Origin of the sequence: Hyphomicrobium sp. MC1 (assembly GCF_000253295.1) — a bacterium.
Classification (GTDB): Bacteria; Pseudomonadota; Alphaproteobacteria; order Rhizobiales; family Hyphomicrobiaceae; genus Hyphomicrobium_B.
In genome coordinates this window covers 3675087-3701205 of the sequence record NC_015717.1, presented here as the reverse complement: position 1 = coordinate 3701205, position 26119 = coordinate 3675087, and the positions used below count along the sequence as shown (strand labels likewise).

20 protein-coding genes are annotated in these 26119 nt (G+C 61.2%); 14 read left to right on the top strand and 6 right to left on the bottom strand.

Annotation, left to right across the window (positions count from 1 at the left end; genetic code table 11):
- Positions 1-78: 78 nt before the first annotated feature.
- Both zigA and HYPMC_RS23425 read right to left on the bottom strand, forming a co-directional pair.
- Positions 79-1338 (bottom strand): zinc metallochaperone GTPase ZigA, encoded by a 1260-nt coding sequence (gene zigA / locus HYPMC_RS17845; RefSeq protein ID WP_013949464.1) that lies wholly within the window; start codon positions 1336-1338, stop codon positions 79-81.
- 181 nt (positions 1339-1519) lie between these two features.
- The gene (locus HYPMC_RS23425) at positions 1520-2314 is read right to left on the bottom strand and encodes a DUF1236 domain-containing protein (RefSeq protein WP_013949462.1); all 795 of its coding nucleotides are present in this window, start codon (positions 2312-2314) and stop codon (positions 1520-1522) included.
- Positions 2315-2626: 312 nt separating this feature from the next.
- Between HYPMC_RS23425 and HYPMC_RS17835 the strand changes: the two genes are divergently transcribed.
- Entirely contained in the window at positions 2627-2926 is a 300-nt protein-coding gene (locus HYPMC_RS17835; RefSeq protein WP_050976893.1) for a hypothetical protein, read from the top strand.
- 197 nt (positions 2927-3123) lie between these two features.
- Here the strand turns inward: HYPMC_RS17835 and HYPMC_RS17830 are convergent, their stop codons facing one another.
- Positions 3124-4338 (bottom strand): polyhydroxyalkanoate depolymerase, encoded by a 1215-nt coding sequence (locus tag HYPMC_RS17830; protein WP_013949460.1) that lies wholly within the window; start codon positions 4336-4338, stop codon positions 3124-3126.
- Between the two features lie 123 nt (positions 4339-4461).
- Between HYPMC_RS17830 and HYPMC_RS17825 the strand changes: the two genes are divergently transcribed.
- A complete protein-coding gene (locus HYPMC_RS17825; RefSeq protein ID WP_013949459.1) occupies positions 4462-5118 on the top strand; it encodes a glutathione S-transferase family protein in 657 nt (218 codons plus the stop codon).
- Positions 5119-5513: 395 nt separating this feature from the next.
- Entirely contained in the window at positions 5514-7487 is a 1974-nt protein-coding gene (locus HYPMC_RS17820; protein ID WP_013949458.1) for an acyltransferase family protein, read from the top strand.
- Between the two features lie 21 nt (positions 7488-7508).
- On the opposite strand, the gene HYPMC_RS17815 is transcribed toward HYPMC_RS17820, so the two are convergent.
- The gene (locus HYPMC_RS17815; protein WP_013949457.1) at positions 7509-8234 is read right to left on the bottom strand and encodes a DUF4396 domain-containing protein; all 726 of its coding nucleotides are present in this window, start codon (positions 8232-8234) and stop codon (positions 7509-7511) included.
- 70 nt (positions 8235-8304) lie between these two features.
- Complete coding sequence (locus tag HYPMC_RS17810) at positions 8305-9930, bottom strand: acyl-CoA synthetase (RefSeq protein ID WP_013949456.1); 1626 nt, start codon at positions 9928-9930, stop codon at positions 8305-8307.
- Positions 9931-10188: 258 nt separating this feature from the next.
- Here HYPMC_RS17810 and HYPMC_RS17805 point away from each other — a divergent pair, with 258 nt between their 5' ends.
- Both HYPMC_RS17805 and HYPMC_RS17800 read left to right on the top strand, forming a co-directional pair.
- The gene (locus HYPMC_RS17805) at positions 10189-10497 is read left to right on the top strand and encodes a transcriptional regulator (RefSeq protein ID WP_013949455.1); all 309 of its coding nucleotides are present in this window, start codon (positions 10189-10191) and stop codon (positions 10495-10497) included.
- A 107-nt stretch (positions 10498-10604) separates the two neighbouring features.
- Positions 10605-12308, top strand: coding sequence for a SulP family inorganic anion transporter (locus tag HYPMC_RS17800; RefSeq protein ID WP_013949454.1), 1704 nt, complete (start codon positions 10605-10607; stop codon positions 12306-12308).
- A 14-nt stretch (positions 12309-12322) separates the two neighbouring features.
- Here the strand turns inward: HYPMC_RS17800 and HYPMC_RS17795 are convergent, their stop codons facing one another.
- Positions 12323-13063, bottom strand: coding sequence for a DUF1013 domain-containing protein (locus tag HYPMC_RS17795; RefSeq protein WP_013949453.1), 741 nt, complete (start codon positions 13061-13063; stop codon positions 12323-12325).
- Positions 13064-13306: 243 nt separating this feature from the next.
- Between HYPMC_RS17795 and HYPMC_RS17790 the strand changes: the two genes are divergently transcribed.
- From HYPMC_RS17790 to mutL, 9 genes are all read left to right on the top strand, one after another.
- Positions 13307-13744: a MaoC family dehydratase gene (locus tag HYPMC_RS17790; protein ID WP_013949452.1), complete on the top strand. Its 438-nt coding sequence runs from the start codon at positions 13307-13309 to the stop codon at positions 13742-13744.
- A gap of 70 nt (positions 13745-13814) precedes the next feature.
- Positions 13815-14741, top strand: coding sequence for a bifunctional riboflavin kinase/FAD synthetase (locus tag HYPMC_RS17785; RefSeq protein ID WP_013949451.1), 927 nt, complete (start codon positions 13815-13817; stop codon positions 14739-14741).
- A gap of 309 nt (positions 14742-15050) precedes the next feature.
- The gene (gene ileS / locus HYPMC_RS17780) at positions 15051-18191 is read left to right on the top strand and encodes an isoleucine--tRNA ligase (protein WP_013949450.1); all 3141 of its coding nucleotides are present in this window, start codon (positions 15051-15053) and stop codon (positions 18189-18191) included.
- Positions 18188-18697: a signal peptidase II gene (gene lspA, locus HYPMC_RS17775; protein ID WP_013949449.1), complete on the top strand. Its 510-nt coding sequence runs from the start codon at positions 18188-18190 to the stop codon at positions 18695-18697. The genes ileS and lspA overlap by 4 nt, the downstream gene beginning before the upstream one ends.
- Positions 18698-18757: 60 nt before the next feature.
- Positions 18758-19237 carry a hypothetical protein gene (locus tag HYPMC_RS17770; protein ID WP_013949448.1) on the top strand — a complete coding sequence of 160 codons (480 nt, stop codon included), beginning with the start codon at positions 18758-18760 and terminating at the stop codon, positions 19235-19237.
- Positions 19238-19486: 249 nt separating this feature from the next.
- A complete protein-coding gene (locus HYPMC_RS17765) occupies positions 19487-20905 on the top strand; it encodes a pitrilysin family protein (RefSeq protein ID WP_013949447.1) in 1419 nt (472 codons plus the stop codon).
- Positions 20906-20910: 5 nt separating this feature from the next.
- Positions 20911-22332, top strand: coding sequence for a pitrilysin family protein (locus HYPMC_RS17760; protein WP_013949446.1), 1422 nt, complete (start codon positions 20911-20913; stop codon positions 22330-22332).
- A gap of 355 nt (positions 22333-22687) precedes the next feature.
- Positions 22688-24013, top strand: a complete 1326-nt coding sequence (locus tag HYPMC_RS17755; RefSeq protein WP_244420918.1) for a glucose-6-phosphate isomerase — start codon at positions 22688-22690, stop codon at positions 24011-24013.
- 29 nt (positions 24014-24042) lie between these two features.
- Positions 24043-25869: a DNA mismatch repair endonuclease MutL gene (mutL, locus tag HYPMC_RS17750; RefSeq protein WP_013949444.1), complete on the top strand. Its 1827-nt coding sequence runs from the start codon at positions 24043-24045 to the stop codon at positions 25867-25869.
- Positions 25870-26119: the final 250 nt, after the last annotated feature.

The window sequence follows — 26119 nt, the reverse complement described above, 5'->3', positions numbered from 1 at the left end:
CCGATCGAACTGATCGAAAATAATGATGTAGGGCCGGACATCGGTTTTGTCCGGCCCAGTGAAACGGCATCGGCTCATTTATGCGGCGTCCCGGCGCCATTCAGGGAACGGATCGGGCAGCGATCGCCACGCCGAGACGTCGAGCGGCTTATTCTCAGCAACCGGGAGCAGGCAGGCATCGAGATCGGCTTTGATGCGGTCCTGGTCCATGTCGCGCATGCCGATGAAGACGATCTCCTGGCGGCGGTCGCCCCAGACCTTGTGCCAACCCTTGTCGATCCGCGCGACGAGGCCGGCATCGGCGGGCCAGTTCTTTTTCGGCACCGCCGCCCACCAATAGCCGATTGCTTCATGCCGCACGACGGCGCCCGCTTGGCTGACCTCGCCAACCCATTGCGGCCGCGAAGCCAGCCAAAAGAAACCTTTCGCCCTGACGACACCGGGCCATGACCTGTTGAAGAATGCATGGATCTTCTCCGGCACGAAGGGCCGCCGCGCGCGATAGACGAAGCTCGTAACGCCATACTCGTCCGTTTCCGGCTTGTGCTCCTTGAAGCCGTTGAGCTCCTTCAGCCAGGTCGGATGGCGATGAGCATGCTCGAAATCGAAAAGCCCGGTATCGAGAATGTCCCAGGTATCGACGCGCGCATGGCTCGTTTCGATGATCCGCGCATCGGCATTAAGGGAACGGAGGATCGTCCGCGCCGCTGAGATGTCCTCCGGTGTCGCGATATCGACCTTGTTCAGAACGATCACATCGGCGAATTCGATCTGCTCGACGAGAAGCTGCACGAGCGGTCGCTCGTCGTCTTCGCCCGCAACTTCGCCGCGATCTTTCAGAAAGTCGCGAGACGAATAATCTTTCAGCAGATGTGCGGCATCGACCACAGTCACCATCGTGTCGAGGCGCGCGACGTCCGAAAGGCTGCGGCCTTCTTCGTCCCGAAACTCGAATGTCGTCGCGACGGGAAGCGGCTCGGCGATACCGGTCGACTCGATCATCAGGTAATCGAACCGGCGTTCGGCAGCGAGGCGGCGGACCTCCTTCAAAAGATCGTCGCGCAGCGTGCAGCAAATGCAGCCGTTCGACATCTCGACCAGTGTCTCGTCGGTTCGCGAGAGATTGCTGCCGCCCATCGCGACGAGATCGGCATCGATGTTGACCTCGCTCATGTCATTGACGATGACCGCGACCTTCAGGCCCAGCCGATTATTCAAGACGTGATTAAGCAGCGTCGTCTTGCCTGCGCCGAGGAACCCGGAAAGCACCGTCACGGGCAAGCGCCCGTCCTTCGTGACGGCGGTCTTTTTCAAATGCGTGATGATGTCGGAATCCATAGCCAATCTCCCGGGGTTGAGGATCGACCATATATTCGGATGTTATAACATCCGTCAAGTGATGCGTGATGGCTCTATAGTCCTCGCCATCTCGGCGAATGCCAGCTCCAGTCAAGCGGGAACAGCCCACAAAAAAAGCCGCCGGGAATTCCGGCGGCTTTCAATCCTCTGCGCGTAAAGGCTACGCAACGACGATAATATCAACGACCTCTAGCGTGTCGGGATCAACGATCGCGACGTGCGAGTCGTCGATCATGAAATACTCGTAGCCGCTATAGTCGGGCGCGATCGTCACGATGGTAGGCGGCAACGGATAGAAATGCACCGACCGCGGCACGACTACGCCGACCCGCACATCGACCCCGATATCGCGGGCTGGCGCCACTCGATGTCCGGAAAATGCCGCGCGCACTTTCGTCTTCTGCTCGGGACTGATGTTCGTCAGCGAACCTTTTGACCGTGCCTTGCCTTCCGTGCCCTCGCTGGCACCCGTCGCGCCCCGATCCGGCCGCGAGTTGTCCCTGGCCTCATTGGAACGTGTACGGTCGTTTCGATCGTTCGTATCGGCACGGTTTTCGCGTTTGCCGCTACTATTATTGTCCTCGGCTTGACGATTGTACTGGTGAGTATTCCGCTTGTCGTTCGGCATGTTCTCGCTGCGTGCGTCGTTCTTCCTGTCGCCGGAAGACGCGGACCTGTCCGTCGCGTCGCGATGGCTCTCTTTGGCCTCGCTACGGTCGCTTCTCATTTGGCGGTCGCCGAGGCTTTTCGGCTCGCCCGCCTCGCTGCCCTTCATTGCCGGGCCGCGATCTCCCATGCCGCGATCACCTCCGCCGCCTTTCAGATCGCCACCGGAGCGCTCTATCGCGCCGCCGCCCGGACCGTTTCCGCCACCTGGCTTGCTCATGTTCGGGTCCGCCATCGCAAACGTCGACGTCGCGACGAGTGCGAGGGCAGTGAGTGAAAACTTCAGCATTGAAACACCTCCATACGTTGTCCATTGAAGCGCGACTGCCCCTCGCGTTCGGGTGATCAACGTGTTGAATGGTGTGCCGTTCCAATTCGCCGAAATGGAATGCGTGCTGAGGAGTACTTTGCGTTCGTTCGCATTGACTTGCGGCAAACGGCTCAAAAATCGCAGCGCTTATTGCAACGCAATCGCGGCGCCGCAAAAGGATTGAGCACGTTGAATCGCCGTAAAATATCGCGCGAATTGCCGAACTCTTCTTGTGTCGCAGGGGTTATCATCATACGATTCAACTATTCAAGTGAACCCACGGTGATTGCGATGACTGATACCGCAACAGTGGAACGAGAAACGGCCACTGAAACACGCGACCTCACGAAAGCCGAGGTCGATAAATTCCTCTTCGGAAAGCACATTACGGGTTGCCCGGTCTGCGGGCGCTTTCGCTCCAATTGCGACGTCGACATTCACATGCTGACGTGCGAGCGGAAATCGTCATCCAGCAACGCACCCGTCAACGTGCTGATGATCGTTTGCCAGAATTGCGGAGCGATCCAATTCCACGATCGGTCCGTTATCGCTAAATGGCTCGATTGCCAGCATAAAGTCTGGGTGAAATAGAACGGCTCGGCACTTCCTTCAAGCGCCGCGCTTGGGCGGGCGAGCCCGCTCGGTCGGAGAGAAACCTGACGCTGCCGGGTGCGCCGCTACCCGGCGTCGAGCGGCTGAAATGTGCCGCGAATGCCGTTCCTCAACTTATAACCGTCATGGCCGGGGCAGTTGGGGCATAGCGACGCCCCTTTCGTATCGCCGCACCGCTATTCCATCGACAGGATAAAATTCTTCACGACCGGATAAATCTCGCGTTCCCACCGTTTGCCGTTGAACGTGCCGTAATGGCCTACGTTGGCTTGCAGGTGATGGCGCTTCAAATGCGGCCTGAGCGAATGGCAGAGATCGTGCGCAGCTGACGTCTGCCCCAGCGAGCAAATATCATCGCGTCCGCCCTCAACCGTCAGCAACGCCGTTCTCAGGATCTTGCCGGGATCGACTTTGCGGCCGTGATAGGTGAAGTCACCGGTCGCGAGCTGCGCTTGCTGAAAAATCCGGTCGATCGTTTCGATGTAGAATTCTTCCGTCAGATCGAGCACCGCGAAATACTCGTCGTAGAAGGTCTTGATTTTCTGTGCTTCCGCGATTTCGTTGTTAGCCAGATGCTCATAAAGCTTCTGGTGCTGCGCCCGGTGACGATCGACATTCATGGCGACGAAGCTGAAGAGCTGCACGAATCCCGGATAGACGCGGCGGCCGCGCCCCGGATACCGCGACGGCACCCGCGCCGTGACATTCGACTTGAACCACGACAGCGGCTTGTCGTTCGCGAGCTTGTTGACGGCCGTGGGGCTTTCGCGCACGTCAATCGGACCGGCCATCAGCGTCATCGAACGGGGCGTCGCCGGGTTCTTATCCTCCGACATGACGGCAACGGCGACGAGCGCCTGCACGCACGGTTGGCAGACGGCGAGCAGATGCGAGTCGGGTCCGAGTTCTTCAAGAAAACGAATGACGTAATCGACGTGCTCATCGACGCCGAAACGCCCGGCGTCCAGCGGCACGTCGCGGGCGTTCGTCCAGTCGGTGATGTAGACGTCGTGATCCTGCAGCAGGGTCTCGCACGTCTTGGCAAGCAGCGTCGCGAAGTGTCCCGACAGCGGCGCGATCACGAGCACCTTCGGCTGCGGCGTGTCGATATCCTTCTTGAAGTGCAGGAGATTCCCGAATGGCAGGCTGAGCGCCACTTCTTCCATCACCGGCACGTCGCGGTTGCCGACTCGCACCGTCGAAATCCCGAAGTCGGGTCGCGTATGAGTGAGTTGGAACCGGGAGATCATCTCGAAGCCCGCCGCCAAATGCGACTTCAGGGCGTCGACGGTTGGAAAAAGCTCTTTTTCTATCGCGGCTTTCGAGTTCTTGGCGACTTCGCGGAAGGGAGCGAGCAAGTCGTCTTGAAACTGATAGGCTTGGTAAAGCATTCGCGAGAAAGTCCCCCGGCAGTAACCGTAAAAAACCATGCGACTGAAAAACGTAGTGCATTCTTCGTTGCACTGCGAGAGGATTGTTTAGGCAGGGTTAGGATGCGACGGAGCTGATCGTCTATGGCGAACGCGACACTGACGATATCGTCGAAGAACTATTCCTCTTGGTCGCTGCGCGGCTGGTTGCTGTGCCGGATGGCGGGCCTCGATTTCGACGAGGAGATCGTGACGCATGACGATCAGGAGATTCGCCAGGAGCTTCTGCTGCTCTCGCCCTCGGTCCGGGTGCCGCGGCTTATCCACGGCGCCGTGACGGTCTGGGACACGCTCGCAATTGCCGAATACATGGCGGAGATCGCGCCCGACGCCGGGCTGCTGCCCGCCGACCAGGCGACGCGCGCGCATTGCCGTTCGATCTCGGGCGAAATGCATTCCGGTTTCTACAACCTGCGCTCGGCTCTGCCGATGAACCTGAAGGCCCGTCACCAGTCCTTCAAGATCTTTTCCGGCGCCCGCCCGGACGTTGAGCGGATCAAGACGATCTGGCTGGAATGTCTCGGTAAATACGGCGGCCCCTATCTCTTCGGCGAGACGCCGACCGTTGCCGACGCGATGTACGCTCCCGTCTGCACCCGCTTCCGCACCTACGCCGTGCCGCTCGAACCGGAACTGTCAGGCTACTGCGAAACCATCTTCCACTGGCCGCTGATGCAGGAATGGACGCAAGGCGCGCTCGTTGAACCCGACGAGATCGTTGAACTCGAAGTTGAGTTTTAACCGCCGCTAGGATGTCGTCTCGGCTTCAGGGCTAAGGTCCTTTTCTCGCTTCGTATTGCGGCCCGATGGCGTTTGATCGGCGTGTCATCCCGGGCGAGCCCTTTCGCGAGCCCCCGGGACCCAGAGAGGGTCCCCATGCCAAATTTTGATGCATTTAAGCGCTTCGGACGACGCCGATGGCGAAAACAAGGCGTTAAAGACCGCTCTGTGGCATTTCTGAACGCCCATTGAATGCTGCGACGGAAGGCGAGAAATAAATCGTTTGAGAGCCGGTCGACGAATGACGATAGTGCGGCCGCGCCCTGGTCGTGCGCACCGGAATTCGCAAGTCTTCTGAGGGTTCATGAGCGCCATTGCAAAGAAGCCGGCTTGGGCCGTCGCGGGGAACCGCGCGCGTGCTTAGCCATTCAGCCAAGCCGGGCGAAGGCTATCGGCCGGATCTCGATGGACTGAGGGGCATCGCCGTCGCAGCGGTCGTGGCGTATCACCTCGACCTGCCGTTCGTGACCGGCGGCTTCGTCGGCGTCGATATTTTCTTCGTTCTCTCCGGCTTTCTGATTACCCGATTGATTGCCGCCGAACTGCGCGCCGGGACATTCAGCATCGCGCGTTTTTACGAGCGCCGCATCCGGCGCATCGTGCCCGCCCTTGTTTTCGTTTGCGCCTGCACGACGGTCGCGGCGATGGCGTTTCTTCTGCCCGACGAGCTGCAGCGTTACGCGTCGAGCCTGATGGCGGCAGCGCTGTCCTACAGTAACGTCTGGTTCTTCCAGCATTCCGGCTACTTCGACCCCGGAAGTGGCACCCAGCCGCTGCTCCATACCTGGAGCCTCGGCATCGAAGAGCAGTTCTACGTCGTCTTTCCGCTCGTGCTGATGGCGGTTTTTCGCTGGTGGCCGCGGGCGCTCGGGGCGACTGTTTGGCTGGCGTTCGCGGCATCGCTTGTCGCCAGCATCGTCTTCCTGCCCGCGCATCCGATGGCGACGTTCTACCTCCTGCATTCGCGCGCTTGGGAACTTCTCGCTGGCTCCATCGTCGCGCTCGGGCTTTTGCCGCGCCCGACTTCACGCCTTCAAAGCGAAGCGGCGGCAGCGCTCGGCCTGACGGCAATCGCCGTCGCAATTTTCGTTTATACGTCGAAGACGCCATTCCCCGGCGCCGCAGCCCTTCTGCCATGCGTCGGTACGGCGATGGCAATCTGGGCCGGCGAGGGGAGAAGCGGCGGCCCCGAAAGTGCTTTCGGCACGCGCGTGCTGACATTCCGGCCGCTGATGCTGCTCGGCCTTATCTCGTACAGTCTCTATCTTTGGCACTGGCCACTGATCGTCTTCACCAAGGTCCTGACAGCCGAGCGCCTCTCCGGCATCGAGCAATTGGCGCTCGCAACGGCCGCCGTCGGCCTTGCCACTGCGACGTGGTATTTCGTCGAGCAGCCATTCCGTCGCCGCGGCTCTGCGGGCTATTCGCCGAGTGCGATCTTCAAAGGCGGCACGCTGGGCCTCGGCGCGCTGACCGCCTCGGCGACGGTCCTCGTCGGGCTCAACGGCATGCCGCAGCGTTTCCCCGACGCCGTCCTCCAGATCGCCGCTGCGCAAGCTGATGCCAGCCCGCTGCGCGAGAAATGCCATTTCCACGGCGAGGGCAAACGCTCCTTCGATGATACCTGCATCATCGGCGATGACGTCGCGCCAAGCGTCATCGTCTACGGCGACAGCCACGGCGCCGAATTCAGCGCCGCGCTGGGCGAGTTTGCAAAAGCCCGGCACGCCAGCGTCCGCCAGATCACGGCCTCAGGCTGTCCGCCCGCTGCCGGTTTCACGTTCCCGGCAGACGATCGCTGCGAGCACTACAACTCCGGCATCATCGACCGGCTGACGTCGATCTCGCCCGCGACCGTCGTGCTGGCGACCTATTCGCTCGCCTGGGATCGCGAGTATCCCGATCAGTTCTGGCCAAGCTTCGAGCGCACCATCGCGACGCTGCAAGCCGCCGGGCATCGCGTCGTCGTCCTTGGCCCTGTGCCTGACCTGCCTGAAGCATCCGGCATCCCGGCGGCGGTTGCGCGCTGGACGGCGAAGGGTCGCGACCCGAACGACTTTTCGTTCAAGTATGGCGCCAAGCAAGTCCATGCCGTCGAGGCGCGTCTGAACGCCATCGCGACGGAGCATGGAGCCGTCTTCGTTCCCGTGTCATCGGAGCTGTGCTCCGACAAACGCTGCAAGCCCTACGCTGACGGCGCCGTGCTTTACTTCGACAACAACCATCTGTCGATGAGTGGCGCACAGTTGATCGCCAGCCGCTTGCTCGTGCCGGTGATCTGGCCCGAGCCCGATATTTCGCACCTCGGCACCGGTCCCGTGCCGTACTGACGGCTTTGCTCGGCGTGGATCTTACATCTTTTCTTTGATGCCCGCGCGAATGAGCCACCAGTTCGCCGGAAAGCTGGTGACGAACCCGGCGACCATCGCGATCTGCATGGCGAACCAGAACACCGGACTGTCCGGCCTCGCCTGTTGGTCGAACGACGCGCTGAAATAGCGTTGCGCCAGAAACATCAGTCCATACATCCCAATCTGCCAGCAGATGAGCGACAGCGCGTCCGCCTTGATGGCCTCTCGCACCCCCTCAGCGGGTGCCAATTTGCGCATCGGCACGATGGCGAAATATTGGAAGACGATGCCGAGCCCGAAGGCGAGTACGAAATCGAGAATCCAAACGGCATACGTCTTGTCGGCAAAGATCGTTTTCCAGCCGAACAGAATAGCGATGGCCGGAAAGAGGAATGCCAGCGTCTCGGCAATCACGTCGCCGAGCGTGCAGCCTGCGCCGCAATGGAGCGTTCCTTTCGCCACCATGATCGGAAACGGCGTCTCCGGCGTTCGGTGCGTTTCGCCGCGATGCGACGGCTCGGCGTTGCGCCCGTACTTGAAATAAAGGGCCGCAACCAACACCGTACCGAACAGCCCCGTCACCGGCCAAACGATATTCATGATCCCCATGTGCTGGGGAAAACGCGCCACATCGACCAGGATCAGCGCCGCACATCCGACGCCCAGATAGAGCGCCGACCACGACAGAATAATCAACCAATCGGGAAACGGTGCAGCGGCGGGCAACAGAACTTTCCTTCACAACGGATACCTGTGAAAGCATCACGCGCAACGGAAGTTCCGTGCGGATATACGCTCACGCGTCTTTAGCCATCTCGCGTAATTTGAATTTCTGGATCTTGCCGGTCGAGGTCTTCGGCACTTCGGCGAACACGATGTGGCGCGGAACCTTGTAGCGCGCGAGGCCAGCGCGACACCACTCGATGATCTCGTCGGCGGTCGCCGTCGTTCCCGGCCGCAGCTCGATGAAGGCGCACGGCGTCTCGCCCCACTTCTCGTCGGGCTTTGCAACCACGGCGCAGAACGCCACCGCCGGATGCTTGTAAAGTACCTCCTCGACTTCGATCGACGAGATGTTCTCGCCGCCCGAGATGATGATGTCCTTCGAGCGATCCTTCAGCTGAATGTAGCCGTCCGGGTGCATCACGCCGAGATCCCCGGAATGGAACCACCCTCCGGCGAACGCTTCATCCGTCGCCTTCTCGTTCTTGAGATAGCCCTTCATCACGATATTGCCGCGGAACATGACTTCGCCCAGTGTCTCGCCATCGGGCGTCACTTCCTGCATCGTCTCCGGGTCGCGAACGCTCAAGCCTTCGAGCGCTACATAGCGCACGCCCTGGCGGATGCGTTTGGCGCTGCGTTCGGCTGGTGGCAGGTCACTCCATGATGCATCCCATTCGTTGATCGTCGCCGGCCCATATGTCTCCGTCAGCCCGTAGAGATGGGTTAGTTGGAAACCGGCGTCCGTCATCGCGGAAATCACCGAAGCAGGCGGCGGGGCGGCAGCGTGATTGAACGCGACGCCATGCTCGATCTTCTGCTTTTCGTCGTCCGGTGCGTTGAGCAGCGTCGCCATCACGATCGGCGCGCCGGAAAGATGCGAAACCTTGTGCGCCACGATGTAATCGTACATCGCCTTGGCCCGCACCCAGCGAAGACACACGTGCGTGCCCTGCACCATCGTGATCGTCCACGGGAAGCACCAGCCGTTGCAGTGGAACATCGGCAGTGTCCACAGATACACCGGGAAGCGTGTCATACCGGTCGAGATCGCGTTCGCGTAGCACATCAGCGCCGCGCCGCGATGATGATAGACGACGCCTTTCGGATTGCCCGTCGTGCCGGACGTATAGTTGAGCGAGATCGCTTCCCACTCGTCTTTCGGCCAGCGCCATTTGAAATCCGGATCACCCCCTTGCAGGAACGCTTCATAGTCGATTGACGAAAGCGCCTCGCCCGTCTGTGGGAATTCGAGATCGTTATAATCGATGATGATCGGCTTCACCTTGGCCATCGCCAAGGCAGGCTTCATGATGTTTGCGAACTCGCGGTCCGTGATGAGAACTTTCGCGCCGCCATGATCGAGCTGGAACGCGAGGATAGCCGGGTCGAGACGCGTGTTGAGTGTCAGCAGAACTGCGCCGACCATTGGCACTGCGTAGTGCGCTTCGAGCATCGGCGGCGTGTTGGCGAGCATGACCGCGACGGTGTCGCCCGGTCCGATGTACTTCTGCGCCAGCGCGCACGCGAGCTTTTTGCAGCGGGTGTAGAATTCCGCGTACGAGATGCGTGCGTTGCCATGAATGATGGCTGTGTGGTTCGGCGCGGCGATCGCCGACCGCGGCAGGAACGAAAGGGGCGTTAACGGCTGATAGTTTGCCGGATTCTTATCGAGGTGGTGCTCAAAAGGGTTCGACACGATTGCTGCCCTGCTTCTTCCTGCACGCGAACGCTCAGAACTTTCAAAGCTGAAAGCTGGTCCGAGCATGGAACGACGCTAGCGAATGCGCCTTGAGCCGACAATGCCGGATTTCAGCTTGATCCACCAATGCGAGCAGCCGCCAGGGACGAGGGCAACCGTGCCATTGATCTAGATCATGTTTCAAATATTCATCTTGATGTTTAAAGCATCAATACTTAGGCATAGGGCTTTAGAATCGGCACAGGGGTTTTGCGCTTGATCACGGCCTCGCAGATGCGTGCAGGTCGCGCTCTTCTCGGCATCGACCAGCAGACGCTTGCTGACCGGGCTGGCGTCTCGCTGCCGACGATCCAGCGCATGGAAGCGAGCAGCGGCAATGTTCGCGGCGTCGTCGATACGTTGACGAAAGTCGTCGCGGCGTTCGAAGCCGCAGGCGTCGAACTCATCGGTGAGAATATGCCGAGCACCGGACAGGGCCGGGGCGTTCGTCTGAGGGAGCGGCAGCCCGTGAAGGCCGCGCCCCCGGCACCGGGCCACGGCCGAGGCAAAAAGGGGAGCGTCTGAGTGCACCGGCACTTCTGAACGCCCGCAGATCTGAGCTTTCGCGACGACGACCGCCGACGGTGCAGCCGACGATCTCGCCGCTCCTTGTCAAAATGGGAGACGGAGACATGGACACTTCGGTAACCAGTAGATCCGCACGCGGACGACCGAGCTGGGCTGACCTGTTCACGCCCAAGCTCGTGACGGTCTTGCGTGAGGGATACCGCTGGAATGACCTGCGCGCCGATACCGTCGCGGGTCTGACCGTCGCCATCGTGGCTCTGCCTTTGTCGATGGCCATTGCCATAGGTTCCGGGCTCTCGCCCGAAAAAGGTTTGTTCACGGCCGTCGTCGGCGGCTTTTTGATTTCGGCGCTCGGCGGCAGCCGCTACCAGATCGGCGGCCCTGCCGGGGCCTTCATCGTGTTGATCGCGACGATCGTGGAGCAGCGCGGCTATGACGGCCTGGTCTTGGCGACCGCGATGGCGGGCCTGATCATGATGGCGGCCGGCTTTCTGCGCCTCGGCACCTACATCAAGTATATCCCGTTTCCGGTGACGGTCGGTTTTACGGCGGGCATCGCCGTCATCATCTTCGCCAGTCAGATCAAGGATCTCCTGGGCCTCAATCTCGCCCACGAGCCTGCCGCGCTATTGCCGAAGCTCGCCGCGCTCGGTTCCCATATCGGAACGCTCAATCCGGCGACCCTTGCAGTCTCCGTGCTGTCGATTGCGTTGATCGTCGGCTTGCGCCGATGGAGGCCGACCTGGCCGGGAATGCTGATCGCCGTGGGCGTGACCTCTGTCCTCGCCTGGGTGTTGGGTCTCGACATCGCGACCATCGGCTCGCGGTTTGGCGAAGTGCCGCGCACGTTGCCCGCGCCGCATTTGCCGGCGTTCGATATTGCCAAATTGCAGGCTGCACTACCCGACGCCATTTCAATTGCACTTCTCGGCGCCATCGAAAGTTTGCTGTCCGCTGTCGTCGCCGACGGTATGACCGGCCGCCGTCACCGCTCGAATTGCGAACTCGTCGCGCAGGGCGCGGCCAACATCGCGGCCGTCACGTTCGGCGGCATGTGCGTGACGGGAACGATCGCGCGCACCGCCACAAACGTCCGCGCCGGAGCGCACGGCCCCGTTTCAGGCATGCTGCACGCGGTCTTCGTCCTGCTGTTCATGCTCGTGGCCGCGCCGCTCGCGGCCTATATCCCGCTTGCGAGCCTTGGCGGAGTTCTGGCGATCGTCTCCTGGAACATGGCCGAGAAGGCGGAGTTTGCGGCGCTGTTGCGCTCCTCGTGGGGCGACGCCGCCGTTCTGCTCGCAACCTTCCTGCTGACGATCTTCGTCGACCTGACGACGGCCATCGCGGTCGGCGTGACTCTCGGCGCCTTCCTCTTTCTTCATCGCATGGCGGAAGCCGTCGAGATCGAAACCGGCGCGCCTCTCATCAGGGACGATGTCGCCGATGTCTCCGATACCGAGCAGCCCGCGGATCTCGGCAACGACGTGATGGTCTACCGCATTTCCGGCGCGTTCTTCTTCGGAGCGACCGCGGCCGTCGGTACGGTGCTGGACCGCGTCGGTGCCAGCCCGAAACTTTTCATTTTGGATTTCGCGGACGTGCCGCTCGTCGACAGCACGGCGGCGCGCACGCTGGAGGGCTTTGCGCACAAGCTTACGCGTTCCGGGACGAAGCTTTATTTCACGTCAGCCAGCCGGAACGTGCGCCGCACGCTCCTGGCTGCCGGACTTCGCACGCCGCTCGTGCATTATGCAGCGCAGATCGAGGATGCGGTCGCTTCGTACCGGAGCGGAAAGATAGGCAAATAACGGCCCAACGGCCGTTACTCGTCTTCGGTCTCGTCCTTGGGTGCGGACGACATTTCCTTGAGCTTGGCGAAAACGCGGGCCTGCTCCTGCTCGGGCGTCTCTTCAGACTCTTCTGCTGCCTTCGGTGCCAAAATCTCGGCCCGCGCCGTCGTCTCGGCGGCAGGCAACAGCGTCCCGGCGCGATCCAGCTCTTCGCCGCCCCCCTCTTTGCGCTCCCGCTCCGACCGGCGCGCCGCCTTCTTCACCTCGGCGTCGAGATCGATCTGCGAGCAAAGGCCGAGCGTCACCGGATCCTGCGGCGTCAGCTGTGCCGAGTTCCAGTGCGTGCGGTCGCGGATTTGCGCGATCGTCGGCTTGGTCGTCCCGACAAGGCGCATGATCTGGCTGTCTTTCAATTCCGGATGGTTACGCAGCAGCCAGAGCACGGCGTTCGGCCGGTCATGACGGCGCGAAACCGGCGTGTAGCGCGGTCCCTTGCGCGTTTGCGGCATCGGCGGCAGCTCGACCTTGCTGACGGCAAGCTGGAGCTTGTGCGAAAGGTTCTTTTCGCCCCGCGCGATTTCTTCGCGCGTCAGCTGCCCCGTCGTCACGGGGTCCATGCCTTTGATGCCCTGCGCGACTTCGCCATCGGCGATACCCTTAACCTCAAGCGGATGCAGGCCGCAGAATTCGGCAATCTGATCGAAGGAGAGCGCCGTGTTCTCCACCAGCCAAACGGCGGTGGCTTTCGGCATTAGGGGGCGGCGGTCGCTCATGGTGTCCTCGTTCGGTCCTTCGCAAGGGATCGCGAAGGGCGGCTAAAACGGTAAATTAAAGGGAATGGTTCTTTATAACGCCTCCAACCGCCTCGATGCAAGGCTCATTGCCTTAATCAAATGCAACAAGGCCGCAGCCATAACTGGTCTAGTATGGTTGCAGGCAGCGTTTGTAGCGGGTTAGTGTTCGAGAAAAATGGCTTGGTCCAATGATCTGGCTCAATAACATGCAGGGACGTCTGAATGCTCGCAACAGCCGGCCGAACCAAATATTTCGAAGACTTAGAGGTCGGTCAGGAAGCCTCGATGTCGCGAATAGTCAGCGAGGCGGATATCGTTGCCTACGCGGCGCTGTCTGGTGACTACAACCCGGTCCACCTCGACGCTGAATACGCCGCCAAGACGATCTTTAAGGAACGGATTGCGCACGGCATTCTGTCGGCGGGCTACATCTCGGCCATTTTCGGCATGAAGCTGCCCGGTCCCGGCGCCATTTACATTTCCCAGACGCTGAATTTCCGCGGCCCCGTCAAGATCGACGACCGCGTCGAAACCCTGGTCCGGCTCGTCGAACTCATTCCCGATAAAAAGCGCGCGCGCTTCGAGTGCTTGTGCTCCGTCGCAGGTAAACCGGTGCTGACCGGCGAAGCGGTTCTGATGGTTCCTGGCCGGCCGAGGTAAAGGCAGTCTAGCCCGCGATCGTTTTCCCTTAATAGGTATGTCACCGGGAACTCCGACGAGGCTGTGCCGAATGCACGTGATCCATGGATACAAGCACGTTCCGCCGGAATATCGCGGTTCGGCCGTCGCCATCGGCAATTTCGACGGCGTCCATCGCGGCCATCGGGCGCTGATCTCGGAAGCGAAATCGCGCGCTGCCGAAAAGAACGTCCGCGCATCTGTGCTGACGTTCGAGCCTTATCCGCGCGAGTTTTTCCAGCCGAATGAGGCCCACTTCCGGTTGACGCCGCTCAGGCGCAAGCTCGAGATCTTCGCGGGCCTCGGTCTCGATATTGCGTTTGTCGAGCCGTTTAACGCCGAAATCGCCGGGCTGACCGCCGAAGACTTCATCGAGCGCGTGATCGTGGCGGGCCTTGGCGCCAGTCACGTCGTCATCGGCTATGACTTTTATTTCGGCCATAAGCGCAGCGGCAATCCAGAGATGATGTTGCGCGCCGGGGAAGAACTTGGATTTGGAGTGACCGTCATGCCGCCAGTTGCCGAAGCGGGCGAACCGTTCTCTTCCTCGGCCGTCAGGCTTTATCTGGCGCAGGGCGACGTCAAAGGCGCCGCCCACGTGCTGGGTGAGCCGTGGCGCGTCGCGGGCAAGGTCGTCGGCGGCGCCAAGCGTGGCACCGGCATGGGCTACCCGACCGCCAACCTGCCGATGCCGAAAGGGACGACGCTCGGCCACGGCATTTATGCTGTGAAGGCCTATTTCGACGGCGTGCCGCATGACGCCGCCGCCTATCTCGGCACCCGGCCGACGTTCGACGACGGCATGCCGGTGCTGGAAGTCTTCCTGTTCGACTTCAACGGCGACCTCTATGGCCGCGACATGGAGGTCGAATTCATTGATTTCATTCGCGCCGATCGGAAATTTCACACGGTCGGAGAGCTGGTCGCCCAGATGGACAAAGACATCGCGGCGGTGAAAGCAGTTTTGGCCAAGTCTTAACCTTCGTCATCCTCGGGCTCGGCCCGAGGATTCATCGGCAGCGAAGCAAGTGGATAAATGGATCCTCGGCACAGAGCCGACGATAACAAGCTGAAAACATCCGATCTCCCCATCCATACCGTCACCCCGACGAAGGTCGGGGCCCAGCCAAGCCGGAAAAAAGGGTGATTTCCAAGGCTTGTCTGGATCCCGGCCTGCGCCGGGATGACGTTAGTTAGTGGGAGGCGCCGCAGTCAGGCGCAGGATGACTTGGCGGACGCACCTTGCTAGAACCCGCGCTGATTTCCTTTGGAATTGAAAGCTCAACTGATGTCGAAAGACGCCAAGGCTGCCGACAAGGCAAGTGCAACTCCGGAAGCTGCTGCCGGACGCGATTGGGGCAAAACGCTGTTCCTGCCGCAGACCGACTTTCCTATGCGCGCCGGGTTGCCCGAACTCGAACCCAAGCTCTTGAAGCGCTGGGACGAGATCGGCCTTTACGAAAAGCTGCGTTCGCAGTCGAAAGGTCGCGTGAAGTTTACCCTCCACGACGGCCCGCCCTACGCCAACGGCAACATCCACATCGGCCACGCGCTGAACAAGATCCTGAAGGACTTGGTCGTCAAATCGCACCAGATGCTCGGCAACGATTCCAACTACGTGCCGGGCTGGGACTGCCACGGCCTGCCGATCGAATGGAAGATCGAGGAGCAGTACCGCGCCAAGGGCCAGGAGAAGCCGAACTTCTCAGATCCGGTCGCCATCAACGCCTTCCGCGATGAATGCCGCAAGTTCGCCGCCCACTGGATCGATATCCAGCGCGAGGAATTCAAACGTCTCGGCGTCGTCGGCGACTGGGAACGCCCGTACCTGACGATGGACTATCGCGCCGAAAGCATCATCGCGCGCGAGCTGATGAAGTTCGCCGCTACCGGTCAGCTTTATCGTGGTTCGAAGCCGGTCATGTGGTCCGTCGTCGAGAAGACGGCGCTGGCTGAGGCTGAAATCGAGTACCAGGATTATCAGTCCGACACGATCTGGGTGAAGTTCCCAGCGAAGGCGCTCCCGGAACTCGACTATATCTCGCAAGCCGATCTGCCGCCCGAACTCCATCCCGAGTGGACGCCGGACAATCTACTTGGCGCCTCGGTCGTCATCTGGACGACGACGCCGTGGACGATTCCCGGCAACCGCGCGATCAGCTTCTCCTCGAAGATCACCTATGGGCTTTACGAGGTGACGGCTGCGCCCGACGGCAACTGGGCGAAGGTCGGCGACCGTTACATCCTGGCCGACAAGCTTGCCGCCGACGTGATGAAGGCAGCCAAGGTTGAAGCCTACGAGAAGCGCGAAACAGTCAGCGCGTTCGAGCTGCGCCATCTCGTGTGTGAGCATCCGCTGCGCGACCTCGGCTATGCCTTCGATGTGCCGATGCTCGACGGCGATCACGTCACCGACGACGCCGGTACGGGCTTCGTCCACACTGCGCCGGGCCACGGCGCTGACGACTACAACATCTGGATCGCGAACCAGAAGAAGCTGCGCGATCGCGGCATCGACACCGAAATCCCCTTCACCGTCGACGCCGACGGCATGCTGACGAAATTGGCGCCCGGCTTCGAAGGCAAGCGCGTGTTGAAAGAGAACGGCGACAAGGGTGATGCCAACGACGCCGTCATCAAGGCGTTGGCCGAAGCCGGAAACATCATCGCGCGCGGACGCTTGAAGCATCAGTACCCACACTCGTGGCGCTCGAAGAAGCCGGTTATCTTCCGCAACACGCCGCAGTGGTTCATCTCGATGGATAAGCCACTTTCCGCGCTTGGCGGCCGGCTCCCCGAAGGGGAGTCGCCAAGCGCGAACAAAAGAGGACATAACGCGCCAACGCTCCGCCAGCTTGCGCTCGACGAGATCAAGCGTGTCGCGTGGGTGCCGGCAGCAGGTGAGAACCGCATCACCGGCATGATCGAGAACCGGCCCGACTGGGTCGTCTCGCGCCAGCGCGCGTGGGGCGTGCCGATCACCGTTTTCCGCAATGTCGAGACGGACGAGGTGATCCCCGGCCCCGGCTTCGAAAAGTCGGACGAACTGATCGCACGCATCGAAAAAGCTTTCTACGAAAAGGGCGCCGATGTCTGGTTCGAGGAAGGCGCGAAAGATCGCTTCCTCAAAGGCTTCATCTCGCCGAAAGACAAGAACAAGTGGGAGCAGGTGAAAGACGTGCTCGACGTCTGGTTCGATTCAGGATCGACGCACGCCTTTACGCTTGAAGATCCGACGGCTTTCCCCGGTTTCAAAGGCCTGCGCCGCAAGCGCGAGGGTGGCCAGGACCGCGTCATGTACCTCGAAGGCTCCGACCAGCATCGCGGCTGGTTCCATTCGTCCCTGCTTGAAAGCTGCGGTACGCGCGGCGACGCGCCCTACGACATCGTGCTGACTCACGGCTTCGTGCTGGATGAGAAGGGGCAGAAGATGTCGAAGTCGCTCGGCAATGTCGTCGCGCCGCAAGACGTGATGTCGAAGTCCGGCGCCGATATTCTCCGCCTTTGGGTTTCCGCATCCGACTATTCTGACGATCTGCGCATCGGCTCGGAAATCCTGAAGACATTCTCGGAAACCTACCGCAAGCTGCGGAACACGCTACGCTGGATGCTCGGCGCGTTGGCGCACTTCAAACCCGAAGAAGCCGTGCCGGTAACCGCGATGAAGCCGTTCGAGCTTGAGCGGCTCATGCTGCATCGTCTTGCCGAACTCGATCACGAGATCCGCAAGGCCTATGAGCATTATGACTATCGCAAGATCATCGGCCTGCTCTCGCAGTTCATGAATACCGAGCTGTCGGCGTTCTATTTCGACATTCGCAAAGACACGCTCTATTGCGAAGCGCCGTCGAGCCTGAAGCGCAAGGCGGCGCTCACCGTCATCGACAAGCTGTGCGATGCGCTGATCCGCTGGCTCGCGCCGATCCTGTCGTTCACGGTGGAAGAGGCATGGCTGCTCTACAAAGCGGACGAAGCCGAGAGCGTGCACTTAATGCCGTTCCCGAAGATCCCGCGCGAGTGGCGTGACGACAATCTGGCTGCCAAGTGGGATCGCGTGAAGGAAGTCCGCAGCGTCGTGACAGGCGCACTCGAAATCGCCCGAGCCGAAAAGGAGATCGGCTCGTCGCTCGAAGCCGCGCCCGACGTGTTCGTCACCGACGCGGATTTGATGTCGGGTCTCGATGGCGTTGACATGGCGGAAGTCTGCATCACGTCCGGCATTTCGATCTCGGTCGATGCGCCGCCAAGCGGTGCCTTCACGCTTCCGAATGAGCCGGGCGTCGGCGTCGTCGTGAAGCGCGCCGAAGGGAAAAAGTGCGCGCGTTCGTGGCGCATCACGAAGGACGTCGGTTCCGATCCTGCGTATCCGGAGCTGTCGGCCCGCGACGCTGCCGCCATGCGCGAGATCGACGCCGGAGCAACGGTATGACGGATGTAGCGTCCTCGCGAAGCATCTTCTGGAGCCGCACGGCGCCGCTGGCGTTTGCCGTCATCGTCCTGACGATGGCAATCGACCAGTTCCACAAGTGGTGGATGCTGCACGTCTACGACATCGAAGCAAAGGGCCGCGTCACGGTCGGTCCGTTCCTCGATCTCGTCTACGTCAAGAACATCGGCATCAGCTATTCGCTCTTCAATCAGGCGAGCATGACCGGCCAATATCTGCTCGTCGCGTTTGCCGTCGCCGCCAGCTTTGGTCTGTGGCTTTGGCTCAACTGGAGCCGCGGCAGCCGCCTCATGGCCTTAAGCCTCGGACTGATCATTGGTGGCGCGCTGGGCAACGCCATTGATCGGCTTCACCTGGGCGGCGTCGCCGACTTCTTCTCATTCCATGCGTACGGTTTTCACTGGTACGTCTTCAACATCGCCGATGTGGCCATCGTTGCCGGGGTAATTGGCTTGTTGTATGAGTCCTTCAGGGGCGAGTCGCATTAGCGCCGTAAAGTCGGCCTAAGTGGGCTTGGGGGCGTGTCGGTCTGGCACGGACAAAAAAGCATGTCGTTGAAAAACGGGCGAAAAATCGGCCTTTCTGTCGCGGCACTGACGCTGATTTTGGGCGGCTGCGGTGGCTTTGACGGCGTCCAGCTGAACGGCAAGGTTTTTGACATGGTGGGCCTGAACGGCCCGTCCACGCCGGAAGGCGATCCAAAAATGGCCGTCCGCCAACCGCTGACGCTGCCGCCGACAGACTCGCTGCCGCCACCCGGAAGCGGAAGGGCCGATCAGCCGTCGCTTGCCTCCATTCAAGACCCCGATCGAAAGAAAGTCGTCGATCAGGCCGCGCTCGAAAAGCAGCAGGCGGAATACTGCCAGAAGAATTATACCGAGCCGATGCAGCGGGGCGATTCATCTGCCGAATCCGCGGCCGGCCCGCTCGGCCCTTGCCACCCCTCTATCTTCACGGCCGTTCAGAAGTGGACGCAGAAAAAGCCCTACGAGGACACGGGCGGCGAAGATACATCCTCGACGCAGTGACCGCTGCGAACGCGCAATAACCGAATGTTTCCATTGCCGTAAAAATATTGATCGGGGCGAGGTTTGACGCGCCTTGAGATGAACGCCTTGTCATTTGACTTTGATTGCCCATCTGCCGCTCACTGGCGCGGCTTCCCGCTATCCGGCGTCCGCGCCTTCTCGCGAAAGTAATCCCCGGCTCTGCAGTTTGGGGTAGGATCAAAAACGCTAGGGAGCAAACTACTGCATTCGGTTCGAAGGATCGCCATAATGCGTCTAGCGACGTGCTCCCGTATTAGCCTCTTAACCGTATTGGCCACCCTGATGCTCGCAGTTACCCCACAAGCCCGCGCCGCCGACGGCACCACCCGTGCTTCGGAATTCAAGCTGTCGAACGGCATGGATGTTGTCGTCATTCCAGATCACCGCTCGCCGGTCGTAACGCACATGGTCTGGTACAAAGTCGGCGCCGCCGACGAGGTGCTCGGCAAATCCGGCATTGCCCACTTCCTTGAGCATCTGATGTTCAAATCGACCGACAAGATTCCAGTCGGCGAATTCTCCAAAATCGTCAGCCGTCTCGGCGGTCAGGACAATGCCTTCACCGGCAACGACGCCACCGCCTACTTTCAGCGCGTCTCGAAAGACCGTCTCGGCAAGATGATGGAGATGGAAGCCGACCGCATGGTCAACCTGCGGCTCGACGAAAAGGAAGTGCTGACCGAGCGGAATGTCATCCTCGAAGAGCGCCGCTCGCGCATCGACAACAATCCCTCGGCGTTGCTCGATGAGCAGATGAACGCCGCGCTCTATCTCAATCACCCGTATCATAAGCCGGTGATCGGCTGGTATCGCGAGATGGCGCAGCTCTCACGTCAGGACGCGCTTGATTTCTACAAGCACTATTACGCCCCCAACAACGCCATCCTGGTCGTTTCGGGCGACGTCACCGATGCTGAAGTGAAGAAGCTCGCCGAAGACACCTATGGCAAGATCCCGTCCAACCCGGCCGTCTCTTCCGTTCGCCATCGTCCGGGTGAGCCGCCGCAGCTTGTCGCGCGCCGCTTGGTGCTGAAAGATCCGCGTGCGGGCAATTACCTGATGCAGCGTTACTATCAGGCGCCGAGCTACGTCACGGCCAAGCCCGGCGAAGCCGAAGCGCTTGACCTGCTGATGAAGATCGCAGGCTCGGGCTCAACAAGCCGCATCTACAAGAAGCTCGTCGTCGAGCAGAAAATCGCCTCCAGCGCCGGCGGCGACTATTCCGGCTACGGTCTCGACGGCGGCACGATCTCGCTCTACGGCATCGCCGCAGATGGCGTGCCGCTCGAAAAGGTCGAAGCCGGCATCGATGCTGTCCTGGCCGACATCGTCAAGAACGGCGTCACCGACGCAGAACTGACGCGCGCCAAGAACAGCTATCTCGCCGACTACGTCTACGACAGCGACAACCAAGCGACGCTCGCGCGCCGCTATGGCTGGAACCTCGCCGTCGGCCGCACGGTCGCCGAAGTCGAAGCGTGGCCCGACAATATCTCCAAGGTCACGACCGACGACGTGAAGAAAGCCGCTGCTCAGTACCTCGACATCAAGGATTCAGTGACGGGTTACCTCGTTCCCGACCAGTCGGGCGTTGCGCAGGCCAACGACGATCTTCCGCCCCCGTCCGCAGGCGGCGTATTGAGGTGATATTGATGACAGTAATCTCACGCGCGGCTGCAAAGGTCGTTCACCATGCAGCCCGCCTCGGCATCGTCTCGGCCCTTCCGGCCTTGGCCCTGTTGTTCACCGCATCCGCAAGTCAGCCAGCATCAGCAATGAATATTCAGAAAATCAAATCTCCCGGTGGTATCGAGGCATGGCTCGTCGAAGAGCACAGCGTTCCGCTGCTGTCTTTGCGCTACGCATTTGACGGTGGCAGCAGCCAGGACCCGGTCGGCAAGGAAGGCCTCGCCAACTTCCTCACCGCGATGATGGACGAGGGTGCCGGCGACATCAAATCCGAAGACTATCAGGAGCGCATGGAAGATATCGCCATGCGCATGAGCTACGACGACAGCAAGGATTCGCTCTACGGTTCGTTCGAGACGTTGACGAAGAACCGCGATAAGGCCGTAGAGCTGTTAAAGCTTTCCGTGCAGAAGCCGCGCTTCGACACCGATGCCGTCGAGCGCATCAAGCAGCAGCTTCTCGCCAACCTCGCCTATGCCGATAAAGATCCCGACAAGGTCGCGATCCGTGAATGGTACGCGCAGGCGTTCCCGGACCATCCTTATGGTCGTTCGGCGACGGGTACGGCCGAAACCGTCTCGAAGATCACGCGCGACGATCTCGTGGCCTATCACAAGCACAACTTCGCGCGCGACAATCTGAAGGTTGTCGCGGTCGGCGATATCAATGCTGCCGAGCTTGGCAAACTGCTCGATGATGTCTTCGGCAGCCTGCCCGCCAAGGCCGATCTGGCGCCCGTCGCCCAGACTGCGCCGGTGAAGGGCGGCAGCCAGAAGATCGTCGAGATGGGCGTGCCGCAATCGGTCGCCGTTTTCGGCGTTGGCGCCATGCCGCGTAAAGACCCGGATTTCATCACGGCGTTCGTCGTCAACCACATCCTCGGCGGCGGAGGCTTTTCGGCCAAGCTGATGGAAGAGGTCCGCGAAAAGCGCGGTTTGGCCTATTCGGTTTACACCTATCTGCAGCCCTATCAGCACGCATCGATCCTTGTCGGCAGCGTCGCGACCAAGAACGCGTCGATGGCTGAGAGCCTCAAGATCATCCGTAGCGAAATGAAGAAGATGGCCGACAACGGCCCGACAGCGGAAGACCTTCAGGCGGCGAAAGATTATCTCACGGGCTCTTATGCGTTGCGCTTCGACACCAACTCGAAGATCGCCTCGCAGCTTCTGGGCTTGATGCAGGAAGGCTTCGGTCCCGACTACGTTGAGAATCGCAACGCGATGATCAACGCCGTCACGCTGGCCGATGCCAAGCGCGTCGCGGCCCGCTTCCTGCAGCCGGACAATCTGGTTGTCACAATCGTCGGTAAGCCCGTGGGCATGAACTCCGCTGCAACGCCGCCGGTTCTACAACCCGCGGTCGCCGCTCCGACCCGTGGCTGACGAAAGGCAAATGTCATCTTCGGATTTAATCCGGGGATGGCATTTGGGACCCCGTTTCCATTTACGTCGTCCCGGCGGCGGCCAGGATCCAGCTAAGCAGAAACAATAGCGGTGCCTGACCGGGGCCGATACGGCTCGCGCAGGCTCTTCGTCGGCATAACGGCCGGTCTGTCCCGCGTCTTTGCGGCACATCTCATAGGCACATGTCCCATAACTGTTGGCACGCCGGTTAACGCTCCCCTTGGCATAACGCGAAGCGCACTTGGCCGCACATCCGAAATCGGTTAGGCCGGAACGGATTTAGGTAGGGAGCGTTGAAGCGGCCATGCAAGACGGGCAGCGACACGACGGGAATATGTTTCAGCAGAATATTGATGGGTGCCTGGAAACCGCGATCGGCCAACACGGTCTCGCGCCTCAGGCTTATGCCTCTTGGCTCGACAGTATCGGGCCGCACATCGAAACCCTGAAAGACGACTATCGCAAGGACCGTCTCCCGCTTCTGCGCATCGCCGAGGAGGAGCAGGACATCGCTGACGCCGAAGCGGCGCTCGCGAAACTTTCCGAAGGCGCCAAGACGCTTGTCTTCTTCGGCACCGGCGGATCGAGCCTCGGCGGCGAGACTTTCGCGCAGATCGCAGGCTGGGGCATTTACGGCGTTGCGCTGCCGGGACAGAGCAAGCGTCCTCGTACGCGCTTCTATGCCAACCTCGATGGCGGCACGCTGCAAGGTGTTCTCGACTCGCTAGACCTGCCGACGACGCGCTTCATTGTGACGTCGAAATCCGGGGGCACCGCCGAAACACTGGCGCAAACGATCGCCGCGTTGACGGCCGTGAAAGCCGCGGGTCTCGAAGCGCAAATCCCGAAAATGTTTCTCGGCATCACCGAGCCCGACAAGCCCGGCAAGACGAATGGCCTGCGCACGCTGCTGTCGACGTTCGGTATTCCCATGCTCGAGCATCACACCGGCATCGGCGGCCGCTTTTCGTGTCTGACCAACGTCGGCCTGATGGCGGCTCTCGCGCGCGGTCTTGATGCGCGCGCCATTCGCGCTGGCGCCAAGAGCGTGGTCGACGCGCTTCTCGCCGCCAAGTCCGCGGCTGATTTCGCGCCGGCCGTCGGCGCCGCCACCGCCGTCGCGCTGTCGAAGGAAAAAGGCATCGCCACGCTCGTAATGATGCCCTACGCCGACAAGCTCGGCCGCCTCTCGGCGTGGTTCGTGCAACTCTGGGCAGAAAGCCTCGGCAAGGGCGGCGAGGGGACGACGCCGATCGGCGCGCTTGGCCCTCTCGATCAGCACAGCCAGCTCCAGCTCTTCATGGATGGTCCGCACGATCACTATTTGACTATTCTACGTGTCGCGAGCGAGGGCGTTGGCCCCAGGATAGACCCGGAACTCGCGCGAATCGCTGGCGCCGAAATGCTTGGCGGCCACACCGTTGGCGATATCGTCTCCGCCCAGTCGCATGCTCTGCCCGAGGCTTTGGCGCGCGCCGGGCGTCCGGTGCGAACAATCGACATTGCAAAACTCGACGAAAAGACCATCGGCGCGCTGCTGATGCACTTTATGATCGAAACGATTCTCGCGGGGCGCCTACTCGGTGTCGATCCCTTCGATCAACCGGGTGTCGAGCTTGCGAAAGTCCTGACGAGAGAGCGCCTCGCGAAAGGCGCTTAGGCGCCTTTTGACTGGGGGGAACGTTCAAGGTGGCGATCCGGCAGCTATCGCCAGAAACGATCAATCGCATCGCCGCGGGCGAGGTGATCGAGCGTCCGGCGAGCGTCGTCAAAGAGCTTGTCGAGAACGCCATCGACGCCGGCGCAACGCACATCGAGGTCGTTGTCTCGGGCGGCGGGCTGTCGCTCATCCGTGTGACCGATGATGGCTCCGGGATGAGCCCGGATGATCTCGCGCTCGCCGTCGAACGTCACGCGACTTCGAAGCTCGACGAAGAAGATCTGTTCGACATCCGCTCGCTGGGTTTTCGCGGCGAAGCGCTGCCGTCCATCGGCTCAATCGCGCGGCTGGAGATACGTTCGCGCACGGACGGCGTCGCGCAAGGCTCGGCCATTGCCGTCACACGTGGCGCCAAAGCACCCGTAGCGCCGTCGGCAGTCAATCGCGGTACGGTCGTCGAGGTCCGAGATCTTTTCTCCGCGACGCCTGCGCGCCTGAAGTTTCTGAAATCCGAGCGCGCCGAAGCGATGGCCGTGACCGACGTCGTCCGCCGTTTGGCGATGGCGCATCCTGACATCGGCTTCACACTGCAAACGGGCGAAAAGCGTCCAACGGTTTTCGCGCAAGGCGATCGCTCCTCGGCTGCTTGGCTCGAACGTATCGGCGCCATCATGGGGCGCGAGTTCATGATCGACGCGCTTGAAGTCTCCGGCGCGGCGAGCGGCGCGTCTGCGCCTATGCGTGTCTTCGGCTTTGCTGGCTTGCCGACGCTGCACCGGCCCGATAGCGCGCAGCAGTTCCTGTTCGTCAACGGCCGCTCGGTGAAGGACAAGCTGCTGATCGGCGCGGTCCGTGCAGCCTACGGCGATCTCATTCCGCGCGGACGCTCGCCGCTGCTGGCGCTGTTTCTCGACGTCGCGCCGTCGGATGTCGATGTGAACGTGCATCCGGCCAAAGCCGAAGTGCGGTTCCGTGATTCTGGCCGTGTCCGTGCCATGCTCGTGCGTGCGCTGGCCGACGCATTGGCGACCGCGGGCCATCGTGCCTCGGCGCAAGGCGGCGTGCTGACGGTCGAGAGTTTCGCGACGGGCGTTCTGCCGAATGCCGCGGCTCAACAGTATTCCCCTCAGATGCCTTCGGATTACGCCTGGATGCCGTCACCCGCGCGTCCACCGGCTTTCGCGGAAACCACGCCCTCGCCGTTCGCCGTTTTCGATGCGCCAAGTGCCAATGCGCCGGTCATGCACGCGCCCCCCGTCGCCGAGCACACGATCGACAAGCCGCTCGGCGCTGTTCGCGCGCAGGTGCACGAGAATTACATCGTCGCGCAAACGCGCGATGGCCTCGTCATCGTCGATCAGCACGCCGCGCATGAGCGTCTTGTCTATGAGAGATTGAAAACCGCCCTGGCGAATGGCGGCGTCGCCACGCAAGGCCTGCTCATTCCGGCGATCGTCGAACTCGATGCCGACGACGCTGCGTTGTTGGCGGATCGCGCCGACGAGCTTACCGAACTCGGCCTTGTGCTGGAAAGCTTCGGGGAGGGGGCGGTCGCCGTGCGCGAAACGCCCGCGCTGTTGGGCGATACCGACGTCGAAGGCTTGGTGAAAGATCTCGCCGCCGAAATACGGGCGGATGGCGCGCCGCGCGCTTTGAAGGATCGCCTCGATAGCGTGGCCTCCCGCATGGCCTGCCACGGCAGCGTGCGCTCTGGGCGAAGGTTGACTGTCGAAGAGATGAACGCACTGCTTCGCCAGATGGAAGCGACGCCCTATTCCGGCCAATGCAACCACGGCCGCCCGACCTACGTCGCGCTCAAACTCACCGACATCGAACGGCTATTTGGACGGCGCTGAGCGATACCAAGCGTCATCCCGGCGAAGGCCGGGATCCAGTCAACCATAAACGGCGCAAGTGCTGCCAATGGCCTGGATGCCGACCTCCGTCGGCATGACGGTGGTGTGGATGCAGAGTTTGTCGTCGTCGGCTTTATGCCGAGGATCCATCCTGCATCGAGGTTGGTGGGAAACGGATCCTCGGGACAAGCCCGAGGATGACAAGTGGGAAGGTATGCGCTTGCGGCCGGCGCGCGGAAAGCGTGCCGCA

Bases quoted from the DNA above. Each gene is read 5' to 3' on its own strand.
- zigA (WP_013949464.1), bottom strand. From the start codon at position 1,338: ATGGATTCCGACATCATCACGCATTTGAAAAAGACCGCCGTCACGAAG.
- HYPMC_RS23425 (WP_013949462.1), bottom strand. From the start codon at position 2,314: ATGCTGAAGTTTTCACTCACTGCCCTCGCACTCGTCGCGACGTCGACG.
- HYPMC_RS17835 (WP_050976893.1), top strand. From the start codon at position 2,627: ATGACTGATACCGCAACAGTGGAACGAGAAACGGCCACTGAAACACGC.
- HYPMC_RS17830 (WP_013949460.1), bottom strand. From the start codon at position 4,338: ATGCTTTACCAAGCCTATCAGTTTCAAGACGACTTGCTCGCTCCCTTC.
- HYPMC_RS17825 (WP_013949459.1), top strand. From the start codon at position 4,462: ATGGCGAACGCGACACTGACGATATCGTCGAAGAACTATTCCTCTTGG.
- HYPMC_RS17800 (WP_013949454.1), top strand. From the start codon at position 10,605: ATGGACACTTCGGTAACCAGTAGATCCGCACGCGGACGACCGAGCTGG.
- HYPMC_RS17795 (WP_013949453.1), bottom strand. From the start codon at position 13,063: ATGAGCGACCGCCGCCCCCTAATGCCGAAAGCCACCGCCGTTTGGCTG.
- HYPMC_RS17790 (WP_013949452.1), top strand. From the start codon at position 13,307: ATGCTCGCAACAGCCGGCCGAACCAAATATTTCGAAGACTTAGAGGTC.
- HYPMC_RS17785 (WP_013949451.1), top strand. From the start codon at position 13,815: ATGCACGTGATCCATGGATACAAGCACGTTCCGCCGGAATATCGCGGT.
- ileS (WP_013949450.1), top strand. From the start codon at position 15,051: ATGTCGAAAGACGCCAAGGCTGCCGACAAGGCAAGTGCAACTCCGGAA.
- lspA (WP_013949449.1), top strand. From the start codon at position 18,188: ATGACGGATGTAGCGTCCTCGCGAAGCATCTTCTGGAGCCGCACGGCG.
- HYPMC_RS17770 (WP_013949448.1), top strand. From the start codon at position 18,758: ATGTCGTTGAAAAACGGGCGAAAAATCGGCCTTTCTGTCGCGGCACTG.
- HYPMC_RS17765 (WP_013949447.1), top strand. From the start codon at position 19,487: ATGCGTCTAGCGACGTGCTCCCGTATTAGCCTCTTAACCGTATTGGCC.
- HYPMC_RS17760 (WP_013949446.1), top strand. From the start codon at position 20,911: ATGACAGTAATCTCACGCGCGGCTGCAAAGGTCGTTCACCATGCAGCC.
- HYPMC_RS17755 (WP_244420918.1), top strand. From the start codon at position 22,688: ATGTTTCAGCAGAATATTGATGGGTGCCTGGAAACCGCGATCGGCCAA.